A 14,054-nucleotide genomic window follows, 5' to 3' on the forward strand; every position below is an offset into this window, starting at 1 on the left:
AACATGGGGCACATGACGTGCGGATGAACCCGAAAGATCAGAGGACGCCCTCGGGACCGATGCGGCCGATATTGCCCAAAAGCTGACGCAGGAAGCTGATGTCTGTCACACCGCTTTCGGTCACACGACGCGACAAGGCCACAACCCGCCCGTCTTCAAGACCGAAGCGTTCAATGTTCTGCAACACGCCTTCTGCATCGAAGGTAATTGCCAGCACCTGACGCTCTACCACCTGCGGGCGGCGTGGTCCGAACGTGCGTACCTTGCTGCGAATGTAGAAATAATCGCCGCCTTCAAGGACACCACCTGCTGTTGGTGGCCCAACCACATCTTCGACCGATGCGCGTGTGTCGATGCCGACGACGAGTTCGGCAAGATCTTCCTCGGGTGGGACATAACCGTGATTGCGGAACGTGGGCGAGCATCCCGCGACAACAAGCGAGATGATCAGGGCAAGCCCTGCAGCGGATAGTGGTGTAAAGGTCGCCATCTGACCCCCCTTGTTATAAGCCACCCCTTGCTCAGGGCGCGTGGTGCTTTTATCTCGACTTACTCAAGCTTTGGCCTTGGTTCAAGAAACGAAAGCGATCCATGTCACAGACGCCCCCTTCCACCACTGCGCTACGCGTCAGTGGTTTGGCGCAAAACGCCGCAACACCGTTCCAGATTTTGCCGGATGCCAAAGCAATGGCAGCCTTGGCGGACGCATTGGAGTTGAGCGGACTGCGCAAGTTGCGGTTCGAAGGGCAGATCGAAGCCCATGGTGCAACAGATTGGTTGCTGACCGGCACGCTTGGCGCAACGGTCACGCAGCCCTGTGCAGTGACGCTGGTGCCAGTAACCACGCGGATCGATTTGCCTGTTCGCCGTCTGTATGTGCGCGACTATGAAGAGATCGATACGCCGGAGGCAGAAATGCCAGAAGATGACGAAGTTGAACGCCTAGGCACCTGGATCGACCCCGAGACCGTCATGATCGAATCCCTGAGCCTTGCCATCCCGGATTTCCCACGGGCCGACGGTGCCGAGTTGGGTGAGATGGTGCTGACCGAACCGGGTGTTGCGCCCCTGACAGACGAAGCTGCCAAACCCTTTGCCGGTCTGGCGGATCTGAAGTCGCAGTTGAGCGACAAAAAAGACGACTGATTTGCCCTTGCGTCCCGGCCAAGGATGCGTATTTTGCCGCCCTCACGAGATTTTGGGTTGGACATGGCGTGGCGCTTTGCCTAAACGCTGCTCAACCCGTACTTGGAAGACCAAACACCCGATCCGGGACCACGAAACACCTCGCATCCGCGCACGATACGCGGCGCTGCCCGAACCAAAGGCCCACTTCAATGGCTGTACAACAGAATAAAGTGTCGAAATCGCGCCGCAACAACCGCCGCGCCCACGACAGCTTGACCCCCGCCAACCCCAACGAATGCCCCAACTGCGGTGAGCTAAAGCGCCCGCACCATGTTTGCGCGGCATGCGGTCATTACGACGACAACGAGATCGTCGCCATGACCGAAGAGGTTGATCTGGAAGACGACGCGGCCTGAGTGGCGTCACAGGCGACAAGGCAAGACAGCGCGCAATGACGGCCCCTTCCACAGACCCGGCCGACGCGGCAGCAGAGCTTGCCTTTCCCATTATTCTTTCGGTCGACACGATGGGCGGGGACATGGGCCCCGCCGCAGTCGTTTCCGGCTGTTCGACATCTGCGAAAAAGAATCCAAAGCTGGGCTTTATCCTGCATGGTCCGCGGGAAGAACTTGAGACGCTGATTGGCCGCCGCAAAAATCTTGTGGGTCGATGCGTGATCCGTGACGCCGCGGGCGTTGTGACAATGGACGACAAACCCAGTCACGTGGTGCGTAATGGCAAGGGCACCTCGATGTGGTCCGCCATCGAATCTGTGCGCGCGGGCGATGCGGACGTGGCTGTGAGTTGCGGAAACACCGGCGCGTTGATGGCATTGTCGATGATCCGCCTGCGCAAGCTGCCGGGTGTGAACCGCCCCGCCATTGCAGTCCTGTGGCCCAGCCGGAACCCGCAAGGCTTCAACGTGATGCTGGACGTAGGCGCAGATGTGCGCGCCGACGCCGATGACTTGCTGCGCTATGCGCTGATGGGCGCGTCCTATGCCCGGAATGGCATGGACCTGCCCCGTCCTCGAATCGGCCTGCTGAACGTAGGTACCGAGGAACATAAGGGCCGCCCGGAGCTGAAAGAGGCATACGAACTGATTGGTGCACAGGCCGATGCCGCAGAGTTTGATTTCGTGGGCTTTGTCGAAGGTGGTGACATTCAGGGCAAGGTTGCAGATGTGATCGTCACGGATGGTTTTACCGGAAACGTCGCCATCAAGACCGGCGAAGGCACTGCCAGCCTGATCGGTGATCTTCTGCGGGAAGCGTTCAAATTCACCCCCCTGTCGCGCCTAGCCTATCTGCTGGCCTTTACGTCGATGCGACGGCTGCGCAAACGCATTGATCCGCGCCGTGTAAATGGCGGTGTTTTCCTTGGTTTGAACGGAACGGTTGTCAAATCGCACGGCGGAGCAGATGCTACGGGTGTTTCGGCGGCCATAAAACTGGCGGCCCAATTGTCCGAACAAGGCTTTAACGACAAGCTCGCCGCCCGGGTCGCCCGGGCCACGCAGCGGGCAGAGGAGAGCAATAGATGACGCTTCGTGCGGTGGTCCGTGGCGTGGGGCATTACCTGCCCGAACGCGTGGTCGAGAATGCCGAATTCGAGGCAACGCTCGACACATCCGATGAATGGATCTCGATCCCGTTCGGGGATCGAGCGGCGCCACTTTGCAACCGAAGACGACACGACATCGTCCATGGCAACAGCAGCGGCGCAAGCGGCACTTGCGGATGCGGGACTGCAACCGGATGACATTGACGCCATTATACTGGCCACATCAACAGCAGACCTGACCTTTCCGTCCGCTGCAACGATGGTGCAAGACAAGCTTGGGATGACCGGTGGTTTTGCCTTCGATGTTCAGGCTGTGTGTGCCGGCTTTGTCTATGCCCTGTCGAATGCGAATGCGCTGATCGTTTCGGGCCAGGCCAAACGGGTCATGGTCATCGGAGCGGAAACGTTTTCCAAGATCATGGACTGGACCGATCGCAGTACCTGTGTGCTCTTTGGTGATGGTGCAGGCGCTTTGGTTCTTGAAGCCCATGAAGGCGGCGGCACCGCGGCGGATCGTGGCATTCTCGCAACCGATCTGAACTCAGATGGTCGGCATCGTGACCTGCTTTATGTGGATGGCGGTGTGAGCACCGGCACAAGCGGCTATCTGCGGATGCAGGGGAACCAGGTGTTCCGTCATGCGGTGGAAAAACTGGCGTCAACGGCGGAAACAGCCATGGAACGCGCAGGTGTAACGGCGGATGAGGTCGACTGGATCGTGCCGCATCAGGCCAATATCCGCATCATCCAAGGCACGGCCAAGAAGATGGGGATCGCAATGGACCGCGTCGTCGTTACGGTTCAGGACCACGGCAACACCTCCGCGGCGTCCATTCCGTTGGCTCTGTCGGTCGGTCGTGCGAGCGGTCAGATCAAGGATGGCGACCTGATCGTGACCGAAGCTATCGGCGGTGGGCTGGCTTGGGGCGCTGTTGTGCTGCGCTGGTAGCGCGGCCCTTCCGCCATACGCGTCACCGCGACGACACCCGCAGCGCTTGAGGGCGAACACCAAGCGTACCTCGAAACGTATCTGCCAACGTCTGCTTGTTCTCGAGACCGGTGACAAATGCGATTTCATTGAGGTTGAAGCGGGTGTCGATTAGAAGTCGCACGGCCAAGTCCACGCGCATCCATGTCAGGAAATGCATGGGAGGCATCCCCGCACGCGCCTCGAACGCACGGCGGAATGCGTGACGGCCCATGGGGCTGAACTTGTGTAGCATATCTTCTGTGATACGTTCACCGATGCGCGCGCGCATCCACGTAACGATCCGCTCATATGATTTTTCGCTTAGCGCCTGATGTCGGCGTGCAAGTGCCTGCCCGCCGCGGCCCTCGTTACAAGGATCAGCGGCTGGTGGGATGGTGAGAATAGTCGGAACATCTTTGAGTACGGCAGCATGATGCGGCACGGTTTCTCCTCCCGGCATGTAATCATAGGTTGAATTCTACATTAAATCTTGTGACCAGTCTTTCGTGATTTGGTGACAGTTTTTTCACGCGATGCATTTTCCGCGGATTTTCGCCTATTCTCCGAATACGCTGCCGTTTGGCCGGGTGACCGTTGTGCCAACCAGCGGAAATGCAGAAAAAGCCGGCCAGACCGGCCATAAAGCGTACATCCGGTGTCGTGGCCAAGGTCTTGATATTGACTCGGAATTTCTCCGCGCCCTATGCTTTGCCAAAGGGGAGAACTTATGACTGACAAGACATTGACGCGCATGGATTTGAGTGAAGCCGTTTTCCGCGAGGTGGGACTGTCACGAAATGAAAGCGCACAGCTGGTGGAAAGCGTCTTGGATCACATGTCGGACGCGCTTGTGCGCGGCGAACAGGTCAAGATTTCATCCTTTGGTACTTTTTCAGTTCGGGACAAATCTGCACGTGTTGGTCGCAACCCCAAAACCGGTGAAGAAGTGCCCATCAACCCGCGCCGTGTCCTGACCTTTCGCCCCTCGCATCTGATGAAAGATCGCGTGGCCGTAGGCAACAAGTCCTGAACAGATGGCCAAGTCCGCGGACGCCTTTCGCACGATTTCGGAAGTTGCCGAGTGGTTGGGCGTTCAGACCCATGTTCTGCGCTTTTGGGAAAGTAAGTTCACCCAAGTCAAACCCGTAAAACGCGCTGGCGGTCGACGGTACTATCGCCCAAGCGATATGTTGCTTTTGGGTGGCATCCGCAAACTGCTGCATGACGATGGCCTGACCATCAAGGGCGTTCAGAAAATCCTGCGCGAAGAAGGTATGGCGTACGTCGCCGATCTGTCCCCTCCGCTTGATGCGGAAACAGACGCCCAGTTGGACGCAGATCTGGTAGCACGCATCGACGAAGATGTAACTCCGCCGCCTGTTGAGGCTGATGTATTGCCATTTGAGGTCGCGCAGGACCCTGCGGCTGCGTCTGTTGTGGCAGACGATGCATCGGACGATGATGACATTGCCGATGTTGACGAGCCGGAAGTGGCGGCGACGGATGCGCCTTTGCCCTCTTTCTTGCGCACTCAAGCACCTGAAGCCGGTGCCGAGACCTCTGATGCCGATCATCAACCCGGTCTTCCCTACCCGCCACTGGTCGAGGATGCACCCGCGCAAGATGAGGAGCAGGCGGACGCTGATGCCCCTGCCCTGACCGACGACATCGAGGAGCCTGCGCCTGAAGAACAGGTTTTGACGCCTGCGTCCGACGCTGCGAAACCAGATGATGCCGATGTGCCGGCTGAGGCTGAGGCTGAGGCTGAGGCTGAGGCTGAGGCTGAGGCTGAGGAAGCGAAGCTGAATTCTGCTGAGACACAAGCAGAGGATGACGCAACTGAAGACACGGAAGCGGAGCCCGCAGCTACGTTGCCGTCATTTCTGTCTGACTATGCGGAACCGGCCACAGCGGACGAAGATTCTGTTGCCGCGCAAGCGGAGGAAGCAGAGCCTGTTGCCGCAACCCCGAAGCCCAAGATTGTCAACGTGCCCGACGATCCCGACCCAGAGACCATTCTGGCTGCCCCATCGGCACTGAGTAAGGCAGCGGGCTTAACGCATCTGAGCGATGCACAGCGGAATATGATCCGCCCCCTTTTGACACAGCTGACCGCATTGCGCGACCAGATGGCAAGCAACCGGCGCGACCCGCGCTAAGAAGAACGCAAACCTCGTGCAATTCCCCCTTGCCCCCGGCCAGAAATCGGGTATGACACCCCACACGTCGGGCTATGGCGCAGCCTGGTAGCGCGTCCGTCTGGGGGACGGAAGGTCGCAGGTTCGAGTCCTGCTAGCCCGACCACTAAACACCGCCCCGGCGCTACGGGGTCACTGGCCGCAGGCCCCGCAACACGACACGAGGGGGCGATATGATCGGCGTACTTCCCGACACGGAACTGAAAGCGATGATGGATCGCGGTGAGATTGCCGCAGACCCAGCCGTGATTGATGCACAGGTCCAACCCGCTAGCCTTGATTTGCGTTTGGGTACCGTCGCCTATCGCGTACGTGCATCCTTCCTTGCAGGCCATGGTGCGCGCGTCAGTGACCGGCTGGCTGAATTCCAGATGCACGAGGTCAATCTGTCCGGCGGCGCTGTACTGGAAAAGGGCTGCGTCTATGTCGTGCCCTTGATGGAAGCGCTGGACCTGCCCGACGGGGTGCAGGCGGTGGCCAATGCCAAAAGCTCGACCGGGCGCTTGGACCTGCTGACCCGGACGATCACTGATGGCGGCACCGAGTTTGACCGCATTCCACCGGGCTACACCGGCCCGCTCTATGCCGAGATTTGCCCGCGCTCGTTTTCCGTTCTTGTCCGGCCCGGCATGCGCTTGAACCAGATCCGCTTTCGCGCAGGGCAAGCGGTGCTGAGCGATGGCGAGCTCAGCAAGCTGCACGATGATATGCCATTGGTGAACGGGCCCGCAGTCATTGACGAGGGTTTGGGCTTTTCCGTGGATTTGCGTCTGCCGGACACAACACTGGTGGGATACCGGGCCAAGCCGCACACAGGTGTGATCGATCTGGACAATATCGGCCATTATGACCCCGCCGAGTTCTGGGAAGAGGTGCACGCGCGGGACGGTCATATCATCCTCGATCCCGGCGCGTTCTACATTCTGGTCAGTCGTGAGGCTGTCCACATCCCGCCCGACTACGCTGCTGAAATGGCCCCCTACCTGGCCATGGTGGGCGAATTCCGGGTGCACTATGCCGGATTCTTCGATCCCGGTTTCGGGCATGATGCAGCTGGCGGCACCGGGTCACGCGGCGTGCTGGAAGTGCGCTGTCACGAGGCGCCTTTTGTCCTTGAGCATGGCCAGATTGTCGGACGCCTGATTTACGAGCGGATGGCGGCGCAGCCTGCGCAGCTCTATGGCGCGGGCATTGCCTCGAACTACCAAGGCCAGGGCCTGAAACTATCCAAGCACTTTGCTGCGCCCAACACCTAGCTGCCGTCTGCGGGCTCCGCTGCCGGTTCACCGTTCTGGGCAGCTGGTGGATCCGGCTTGAAGATACGCTTGCCCGCCGATTGGATGGAGGCAAAGGCGTCTTCGGCCATGAAGCCCGACAGGAACGCGATGAAGGCCACTGTGTAGGGGCTGAGTTCAACATCGTTGGCGGGCCCGCTGCCTTGTGTCAGCGCCAGCATGCCAGCGCCCGAGAACAGGAAGATGGCAATGGCTGCGGCAATCCCCTCGCCCACGTTCACGAAAAGCCGCGACAGGGTCAGCGTATCTGCTTCCCTTGACGAATAGTAGCGGCGCGAGAAGGCAACGACCGTGCCCAGCCCCCCGGATGCAATGGTCACAATCAAGGTCAGGAAGATGGTGGGAAAACTGACAAAGCGCATCAGGATGTCGGGAAAGATCGGAAAGTTCAGCGACAGTGCCGACAAGCGCGCGCGCGCAGGATCACCCGGCCCCAACGTATCCTGCAGCGCGAGTATCTGATTGTTGTGGCCGGTCCAACGTTGCCGCAGCTCGTCAATCTGGGCCTGCATCGCCTCCTTCTCGGCTTTGATGACGAGCGAGGCACTGTTTGCCGTTTCCACTGCGTCGGACAAAAGATCCAGCGTCACAAATGTCTGGTCATGTAGCGCGGTGAACCTATCCGTAGTGTCCAGATCGACATCGCTCTTTTCAAGCCCGTCACCCAGTGTCCGTATCAAGGTCCGCAACTGCAACTCCGCCGTCTTGGCGCGCAGGGTCGGTTGCGCCGTTGACACGGTGCTGTGCAAGGTTTCGAGCGTGGTGTCATAGACAAGCCGCTGGGGTCCAGCCAACGCAAACTGGTATTCCGACAGCTTGCCAAGGGTTGCGTCCACCTCGGCTCTCAAGGTCGACTTGGCAACGGCGATGGCGCCAAAGGAACGGCTGTGTCTGGCCTCGATATCGGACATCTTCGCGGCGTGAAGCTGAATGTCCCGCGTGACACCCGTCTTTGCGCGTTCCAAATCCTGTTCGCGCTTGATGATAAAAAGCAGATTGTCGATGTCTGACACCAACGCCCGGCTTTCCTGCGTGGCCGTTTGCGCGACAGGCTCAGCCTGCCAAGCTGTGCGATAGATGTAGCTGCCAAAGCCAATCGTGACGAACAGCACGAAAATGACGTACAGCCCGATGACTGTGACGCCCAATGAAACTGAAGATACAAAAATACTGGGCTTGCTATGTGCCATAATGAGTTCCCCCCAGAACAATGAGGGTTACGCTACGGCACTGAATTTATGCAATCAACGGTGGTTTTCCCCACCTTCACGCACGGTCTGACAACTATTGGACTATTTTCGTTCCGCTTTTGCAGCTTGCCGCGCCTGACGCGCTGCACGTCGCGCACGCCGTTGTTCCCGCACTTCAGCCTGCGTCGGGCCGTCGTGATCGTCCAGTTGAGGCTGCTGCGGCGGTGCCGACTGCCGACCGCGCGTTGCGCGGTTTACGCCAGCATCAATACCCTTGTTGATTGCCTTGCGCATGATGATCCGCATGATCATGTTGATGATCTGATTTGCATTCATGGGACTGCTCCGCCCTGTTCGCCTTGGTCCAATATAACGACAAATACGTCGAATTTCAGATCGAATCTTTTTTCAGTCTTCAAAAAGCTCGGACTGGCCCTCTTCGCTTTCGTCTTCCGGATCGGTCTCGGGGCCCGGAAGTGTTCCGGGCGGCGGGCGATTCTCCAGCAGGCCAGCGGCACGCAATTCCTTGAGGCCGGGCAGATCGCGGGCGTTTTCCAGACCGAAATGATCCAGGAAGGATTGGGTGACAACAAAGGTCACAGGCCGTCCGGGGGTCATCTTGCGCCGCCCAAAGCGTATCCATTCCAGTTCAAGCAGCTGATCGACGGTGCCGCGGCTCACGCTGACGCCGCGGATCTCTTCGATCTCGGCCCGGGTCACGGGTTGGTGGTAAGCGATGATGGCCAGCGTCTCGATTGCGGCTCGTGACAGTTTGCGCGTCTCAACCGTTTCCTTTTGCATCAGGAATCCAAGATCGGCGGCTGTGCGGATTGCCCACGCATCACCGACCTTCATGACCTGCACACCACGCCCCTCATAGCGCTTGCGCAGATAGACCAATGCTTCTGCCGCGTCGCAGCCGTGCGGCATACGTGCCTCCAATTCGCGCGTGGTAATGGGTTCTGTTGTCGCAAAGAGGATGGCTTCGACCATCCGTTCCTGTTCCGCCATGGGCGGTGCCTCGAATAAGCTTTCTTCTTGATCTTCAGGTGCTTCGGTCACGTTTCTCATCTCTCTTGCGCAGCTGAATGGGGGCGAATGTCTCGGACTGACGGATTTCCAAGTGCCCTTCCTTTACCAGTTCCAAACTGGCCGCAAAGGTGGCTGCAGTGGCCGACCGGCGCTTGGCCGGATCCATCTCCCAGCCCTCGGGCAGGTAGGACAGAATGTCGGTCCAATCGCCCGCAAAACCGATGAGGCCACGCATACGGTCCAGTGCCTGTTCCATGGTGAACACAGCGTCGCGGTCCATCACGAATGGCCGGAATTCATCGCGGGTACGGATACGGGCATAGCCCTGCATCAAGTCCAGCAACGTGGCGGTATACGTCACCTTGCGCACCCGTGTGACCATCTCGGATTGGCCGCGAGCAAAGAAGTCGCGGCCCAGCTGATCCCGCGCCATCAGTCGGGCGGCAGAGTCGCGCATGGCCTGCAGGCGTTCAAGCTGGAACGCCAGATGCGCGGCCAGTTCCTCGCCTGATGGTCCCTCTTCAGTCGGGTCGGGTGGCAGGAGCAGACGAGATTTCAGGAACGCGAGCCACGCGGCCATCACAAGGTAGTCGGCGGCCAGTTCTAGCCGCAGCTGCTTCGCTTTCTCAACGAAGGCCAGATACTGATGTGCCAGTTGCAGGACCGAGATTTTGCGCAGGTCGACCTTTTGCGTGCGGCTGAGAGTGAGCAACAGGTCAAGCGGCCCCTCGAACCCGTCGACATCAACAATCAGGGCCTCCGCCGCAAGGCGATCGGCGACCGATACGCGGTCTTCCTCGAATGTATCTTCAGCCATGCCCCACGCTTTTACCTGCCCCGCTCAAAAGCGCCTCAAGTTCGGCGTTGAGCTCGGCAATGTCAATGTCGTCGGGGGTTTGACGCGCCGCCAGAGCGGCTTCGGCCCGCGCTTGGGCGGCGTCCGTCATTTGACCAGCGGCATTCGCTGATGCAATGCGGTCGACAAGGGGGGCATTGCAGTGCAGGACCACATCACATCCCGCATCCAGCGCGCGGCGCGCAATCTGATCCGGTGTGCCATCCAGCGCTTTCATCCCGATGTCATCCGTCATGATCAACCCGTCAAAGCCGATATCGCTGCGGATCAGGGCCATGGTATCGGCTGACAATGTTGCCGGTGTTTCATCCACCGCCTCGTAGACAACGTGTGCCGTCATGCCCATGGGGAGGTCATTGAGTTCCCGGAACGGTGCGAAATCGGTCTCGCGTAGCGTGTCGAGGCTGACATCCACGCGCGGCAAGTCGTAGTGACTGTCCAAATCGGTGCGGCCATGACCCGGAATGTGTTTTAGCACAGGCAGAACACCGCCATCCAGATGCCCTTGCGCGGCGGCACGGCCCAAGGCCGCGATATCGCCCGGTGACGTTCCATAGCAGCGGTTGCGCAGGAAATCGTGGGTTTCCTTGACCACAAGATCAACCATCGGCGCACAGTTGCTGTCTATGCTGAGCGCTTTAAGCTCATGCGCTATATGCCTGTATCGCAAGTACATTGCGCGCTCGGCGTCATCTCCGGCGGCTTGTACGAAATCCAGAGGCGGCAACCATTCGGTCCATGTTGGGCCACGCATCCGCTGCACACGCCCGCCTTCTTGATCAATAGTGATGATCGCTTCGCGCCCAACCGCCTCGCGGAACTCGGAACACAGGCCATAAACCTGGTCGGGTGTATCGATATTGCGGGCAAACAGGATGAAACCGAACGGATCGGCATCGCGAAAGAATGCCTTTTCATCCTTGGTGAGACGCAAACCATCCGCATCGAGGATGGTCGCGCCAAAATTGCTCATCGTGTGACCACCGGGATGCAGTCCGCGCCTTCAGCGACAAGCGCCGAACAGAAGCGGCGTGCATCACTGAGATCGGCAAAGCCATGGGCGCGCAAGCGGTAGAATGTACGGCCACCTGACTGTGCTTGTTGCACGATCCGGTCCTTGCCCCGCAACAGATCGCCAAAGCGTCCCTGCATCTTGTCCCATTCGGACCGCGCCACCTCTGGGCTATCGAATGCGCCAAGCTGCACCAATCGCGTCCCCGACGGTATTGATGCGGCTTCAAGATCGCTTGTTTGTGGCTCTGCGCGGACCGTGGTTGCAGGAACAACTGTCTGCGGCGCGGAAGCTGGGCGCAGTTGGGGCCGTTTGGAGGCTTTTGGCCCTGGCCCCTTTACGACCGCCGGAACCGGCGTTGGCGTTTCCGGCAGATCAGCAGTTGTTACGCTGGCCAGCACCGGCTCCACCTCAGCCGGGTTGGCTTCAATTGTCTCGGCACCGCTGGTCAGCTGTCTGACCAGATCATCAATATCACCACCGTCAAGCGCAGTCGCCACATCCACTTGAGCGGCCTCAAGGCTGGCTGCGACGTTCAGCGGTTCGGGCTGTTGCACAGGCGCCACCGTTTGAGCGGGGATCGGCTGATCTTCTTCCGTCAGATCCACGGGGCGTGGGGCCAATGTGACCTGATCCACCGGGCCAGACGCTTCGCCTGCAGCGGCCACTTCGTTCACGGCAAGCCCAGTGTTGCGGGCCAGTTGGCCGCCCGGATTTTCAGGACGCACACGCATCTCGCCTTCGGCGGCGCGGACAACCGGGATGCCGGACACGTCACGCATCACCAGCTTGTAGCCCCACACCGACACCCCTGCGATCAACGCTAGGGAAACAGCGGCACCTGCGAAATTCGTAAGGTTCTTCAAGGTGTTCGAAGGTGGCGCTGATGTTCCCTGGTAAGCGTCATAGCCCCCGGGACCCGCGTCGTGGGAATAATGCATATCTGCCATCTGTAGCCTCATTGCCCGCACGGATACATGCCCGCGCAAGTCATCTTGTTGGTTGTGCCCGCCCGGTGGCGTGCCTTGGGATATGTGCCTGTGTGCCCCTATTGGCGGGACGTTAACGCAGCTCTTCGGCCGGTTTCACCCCAAGAATACCAAGGCCCGCTGCAATTACAACGGCGGAGGCACGCGCGAGCGCGATTTTTGACTGAGAGGTTGCGGCATCATCCTGCAGGAAGCGCAATTCGGGCAGTTCATTCCCCCGGTTCCACAAACCGTGGAACACACCAGCAAGGTCGTAGAGGTAGAATGCAATGCGATGTGGTTCATTGGTCCGGGCAGCCGTTTCGACCAGTCGCGGCCATTCAGCGAGCTTGGCGGCCAGCGCCAGTTCCGCCTCGTGATCCAGCTTGGACAGGTCAGCAGCGGCCAAGGTCGCGTCATCAACCCCAACACCTGCATCTACCGCCTTGCGCAGAACTGATTTCACCCGCGCATGTGCGTATTGCACGTAGAAGACCGGGTTTTCCTTGGACTGCTCAAGGGCAGCGTCCAGATCAAAGTCGAACATCGCGTCGTTCTTGCGCGTCAACATCATGAAGCGGGTCACGTCGGGGCCAACCTCGTCCACCACGTCGCGCAGAGTCACAAAGGTCCCTGCCCGCTTGGACATCTTGAATTCCTGCCCGTCCTTGAACAGTTTCACCAGTTGGGTGAGCTTGACGTCCAGCGGCACCTTGCCATCGGACAACGCACTGACCGCCGCCTTCATCCGTTTGACATAGCCACCGTGATCCGCACCAAACACGTCGATCAGCGCGTCGAAGCCGCGCTGCACCTTGTCGTAGTGATAGGCAATGTCAGGCGCAAAATACGTCCATGACCCGTCCGACTTCATCACCGGGCGATCGACATCGTCACCATGATCCGTGGATTTGAAAAGGGTTTGCTCGCGTGGCTCCCAATCTTCGGGCTTCTTGCCCTTCGGCGGCTCCAACACACCCTCATAGATCAGGCCCTTGCTGCGCAGATCATCCAGAGCAGCCTCGATCCGGCCCGTGCCGTACAACGACTTTTCGGAGTAAAAGACATCCATCTCGACCCCGAGCGCCGCAAGGTCATCCCGGATCAGGTCCATCATGGCTTCGGTTGCGAACTCCCGCACCTCGGCCAGCCAGAACTGTTCGCCCTTGCCAACAAAGGCATCGCCAACCTTGTTTTTCAGGGCCTCACCAACGCCAATCAGGTAGTCGCCGGGATATGTGCCATCCTCAAATGCAACCTTTTGCCCATGCGCCTCGAGATACCGGAGGTAGACTGACCGGGCGAGGACATCGACCTGCGCACCGCCGTCATTAATATAGTATTCGCGCGTGACGTCGTGGCCCGCGAAGTCCAACAGCGAGGCCAGCGCATCGCCAAAAACCGCGCCGCGCGTGTGACCGACATGCAGGGGGCCGGTTGGGTTGGCGGAGACGTATTCGACATTGACCTTTTGGCCTGCGCCCAGATCGGACCGGCCATAATCCGTGCCGGCGGCCAGCACGTCGCCAACAACCCCCTGCCAAACCGATGGCGCAAGCCGCAGGTTCAGGAAACCAGGCCCAGCCACTTCGGCACTGGTGATGCGGTCGTCTTCCGCAAGACGCTTGGCCAAGACTTCGGCAATGTCGCGCGGCTTCATCTTGGCAGGTTTGGCCAGCACCATCGCCGCGTTTGTCGCCATGTCACCGTGCGCTGCGTCGCGCGGCGGCTCGACCGTCACGTTGTGCGTCGCCAAATCGGCAGGCAATTCCCCCGCCTCAGCCATGGCGGCGAGGTTGGTCAGCACAAGGGCGCGGATATCGGCAAAAAGGTTCATGAGGG

Annotated in this window: 15 protein-coding genes, 1 tRNA gene and 1 pseudogene; 8 read left to right on the forward strand and 9 right to left on the reverse strand. The window is 59.5% G+C overall.

Annotation, left to right across the window (positions count from 1 at the left end; translation table 11 throughout):
- Positions 1-37: 37 nt before the first annotated feature.
- Positions 38-490 carry an outer membrane protein assembly factor BamE gene (locus ACZ1HN_RS15600; protein ID WP_472728159.1) on the reverse strand — a complete coding sequence of 151 codons (453 nt, stop codon included), beginning with the start codon at positions 488-490 and terminating at the stop codon, positions 38-40.
- A gap of 101 nt (positions 491-591) precedes the next feature.
- On the opposite strand from ACZ1HN_RS15600, the gene ACZ1HN_RS15605 reads away from it, so the two are divergent.
- The 4 genes and pseudogenes from ACZ1HN_RS15605 to ACZ1HN_RS15620 all read left to right on the forward strand — a co-directional run bounded on the left by ACZ1HN_RS15605 (position 592) and on the right by ACZ1HN_RS15620 (position 3,640).
- Positions 592-1,146, forward strand: a complete 555-nt coding sequence (locus tag ACZ1HN_RS15605) for a YceD family protein (protein ID WP_472728160.1) — start codon at positions 592-594, stop codon at positions 1,144-1,146.
- A gap of 191 nt (positions 1,147-1,337) precedes the next feature.
- On the forward strand, positions 1,338-1,544 hold the full coding sequence (gene rpmF / locus ACZ1HN_RS15610) for a 50S ribosomal protein L32 (protein WP_189370522.1): 207 nt from the start codon (positions 1,338-1,340) through the stop codon (positions 1,542-1,544).
- Positions 1,545-1,579: 35 nt separating this feature from the next.
- Entirely contained in the window at positions 1,580-2,671 is a 1,092-nt protein-coding gene (gene plsX, locus ACZ1HN_RS15615) for a phosphate acyltransferase PlsX (RefSeq protein WP_472728161.1), read from the forward strand.
- A pseudogene (locus tag ACZ1HN_RS15620) lies at positions 2,668-3,640 on the forward strand (beta-ketoacyl-ACP synthase III). The gene plsX and the pseudogene ACZ1HN_RS15620 overlap by 4 nt, the downstream one beginning before the upstream one ends.
- A 22-nt stretch (positions 3,641-3,662) precedes the next feature.
- Here ACZ1HN_RS15620 and ACZ1HN_RS15625 read toward each other — a convergent pair.
- Positions 3,663-4,103 (reverse strand): helix-turn-helix domain-containing protein, encoded by a 441-nt coding sequence (locus ACZ1HN_RS15625; protein ID WP_472728162.1) that lies wholly within the window; start codon positions 4,101-4,103, stop codon positions 3,663-3,665.
- Between the two features lie 285 nt (positions 4,104-4,388).
- On the opposite strand from ACZ1HN_RS15625, the gene ihfA reads away from it, so the two are divergent.
- From ihfA to ACZ1HN_RS15645, 4 genes are all read left to right on the forward strand, one after another.
- A complete protein-coding gene (gene ihfA / locus ACZ1HN_RS15630; protein WP_189370518.1) occupies positions 4,389-4,691 on the forward strand; it encodes an integration host factor subunit alpha in 303 nt (100 codons plus the stop codon).
- A 4-nt stretch (positions 4,692-4,695) separates the two neighbouring features.
- Entirely contained in the window at positions 4,696-5,820 is a 1,125-nt protein-coding gene (locus ACZ1HN_RS15635) for a MerR family transcriptional regulator (RefSeq protein WP_472728163.1), read from the forward strand.
- A gap of 68 nt (positions 5,821-5,888) precedes the next feature.
- Positions 5,889-5,965, forward strand: a tRNA-Pro gene (locus ACZ1HN_RS15640).
- 67 nt (positions 5,966-6,032) lie between these two features.
- On the forward strand, positions 6,033-7,115 hold the full coding sequence (locus ACZ1HN_RS15645) for a 2'-deoxycytidine 5'-triphosphate deaminase (RefSeq protein WP_472728164.1): 1,083 nt from the start codon (positions 6,033-6,035) through the stop codon (positions 7,113-7,115).
- On the opposite strand, the gene ACZ1HN_RS15650 is transcribed toward ACZ1HN_RS15645, so the two are convergent.
- The 7 genes from ACZ1HN_RS15650 to argS all read right to left on the reverse strand — a co-directional run bounded on the left by ACZ1HN_RS15650 (position 7,112) and on the right by argS (position 14,049).
- Positions 7,112-8,344 (reverse strand): hypothetical protein, encoded by a 1,233-nt coding sequence (locus tag ACZ1HN_RS15650; RefSeq protein WP_472728165.1) that lies wholly within the window; start codon positions 8,342-8,344, stop codon positions 7,112-7,114. The genes ACZ1HN_RS15645 and ACZ1HN_RS15650 overlap by 4 nt on opposite strands.
- Before the next feature lie 102 nt (positions 8,345-8,446).
- Complete coding sequence (locus ACZ1HN_RS15655) at positions 8,447-8,680, reverse strand: hypothetical protein (RefSeq protein WP_299741776.1); 234 nt, start codon at positions 8,678-8,680, stop codon at positions 8,447-8,449.
- 72 nt (positions 8,681-8,752) lie between these two features.
- Positions 8,753-9,415, reverse strand: coding sequence for an SMC-Scp complex subunit ScpB (scpB, locus tag ACZ1HN_RS15660; protein ID WP_299768360.1), 663 nt, complete (start codon positions 9,413-9,415; stop codon positions 8,753-8,755).
- Positions 9,390-10,193: a segregation and condensation protein A gene (locus ACZ1HN_RS15665; protein WP_299199873.1), complete on the reverse strand. Its 804-nt coding sequence runs from the start codon at positions 10,191-10,193 to the stop codon at positions 9,390-9,392. The genes scpB and ACZ1HN_RS15665 overlap by 26 nt, the downstream gene beginning before the upstream one ends.
- Entirely contained in the window at positions 10,186-11,205 is a 1,020-nt protein-coding gene (nagZ, locus tag ACZ1HN_RS15670; protein WP_472728166.1) for a beta-N-acetylhexosaminidase, read from the reverse strand. Before nagZ ends, ACZ1HN_RS15665 begins: the two co-directional genes overlap by 8 nt.
- Positions 11,202-12,194, reverse strand: a complete 993-nt coding sequence (locus ACZ1HN_RS15675; RefSeq protein WP_299699460.1) for an SPOR domain-containing protein — start codon at positions 12,192-12,194, stop codon at positions 11,202-11,204. Before ACZ1HN_RS15675 ends, nagZ begins: the two co-directional genes overlap by 4 nt.
- A 112-nt stretch (positions 12,195-12,306) precedes the next feature.
- A complete protein-coding gene (argS, locus tag ACZ1HN_RS15680) occupies positions 12,307-14,049 on the reverse strand; it encodes an arginine--tRNA ligase (protein ID WP_472729336.1) in 1,743 nt (580 codons plus the stop codon).
- Positions 14,050-14,054 lie beyond the last annotated feature (5 nt).

The organism is Tateyamaria sp. GN1-10 (assembly GCF_055693845.1).

What these genes read in the sequence shown, in the direction of transcription:
- ACZ1HN_RS15605 (WP_472728160.1), top strand. Translation starts at nt 592, where the DNA reads ATGTCACAGACGCCCCCTTCCACCACTGCGCTACGCGTCAGTGGTTTG.
- ACZ1HN_RS15645 (WP_472728164.1), top strand. Translation starts at nt 6,033, where the DNA reads ATGATCGGCGTACTTCCCGACACGGAACTGAAAGCGATGATGGATCGC.
- ihfA (WP_189370518.1), top strand. Translation starts at nt 4,389, where the DNA reads ATGACTGACAAGACATTGACGCGCATGGATTTGAGTGAAGCCGTTTTC.
- ACZ1HN_RS15665 (WP_299199873.1), bottom strand. Translation starts at nt 10,193, where the DNA reads ATGGCTGAAGATACATTCGAGGAAGACCGCGTATCGGTCGCCGATCGC.
- ACZ1HN_RS15635 (WP_472728163.1), top strand. Translation starts at nt 4,696, where the DNA reads ATGGCCAAGTCCGCGGACGCCTTTCGCACGATTTCGGAAGTTGCCGAG.
- ACZ1HN_RS15655 (WP_299741776.1), bottom strand. Translation starts at nt 8,680, where the DNA reads ATGAATGCAAATCAGATCATCAACATGATCATGCGGATCATCATGCGC.
- ACZ1HN_RS15650 (WP_472728165.1), bottom strand. Translation starts at nt 8,344, where the DNA reads ATGGCACATAGCAAGCCCAGTATTTTTGTATCTTCAGTTTCATTGGGC.
- ACZ1HN_RS15600 (WP_472728159.1), bottom strand. Translation starts at nt 490, where the DNA reads ATGGCGACCTTTACACCACTATCCGCTGCAGGGCTTGCCCTGATCATC.
- ACZ1HN_RS15675 (WP_299699460.1), bottom strand. Translation starts at nt 12,194, where the DNA reads ATGGCAGATATGCATTATTCCCACGACGCGGGTCCCGGGGGCTATGAC.
- scpB (WP_299768360.1), bottom strand. Translation starts at nt 9,415, where the DNA reads ATGAGAAACGTGACCGAAGCACCTGAAGATCAAGAAGAAAGCTTATTC.
- nagZ (WP_472728166.1), bottom strand. Translation starts at nt 11,205, where the DNA reads ATGAGCAATTTTGGCGCGACCATCCTCGATGCGGATGGTTTGCGTCTC.
- argS (WP_472729336.1), bottom strand. Translation starts at nt 14,049, where the DNA reads ATGAACCTTTTTGCCGATATCCGCGCCCTTGTGCTGACCAACCTCGCC.
- plsX (WP_472728161.1), top strand. Translation starts at nt 1,580, where the DNA reads ATGACGGCCCCTTCCACAGACCCGGCCGACGCGGCAGCAGAGCTTGCC.
- rpmF (WP_189370522.1), top strand. Translation starts at nt 1,338, where the DNA reads ATGGCTGTACAACAGAATAAAGTGTCGAAATCGCGCCGCAACAACCGC.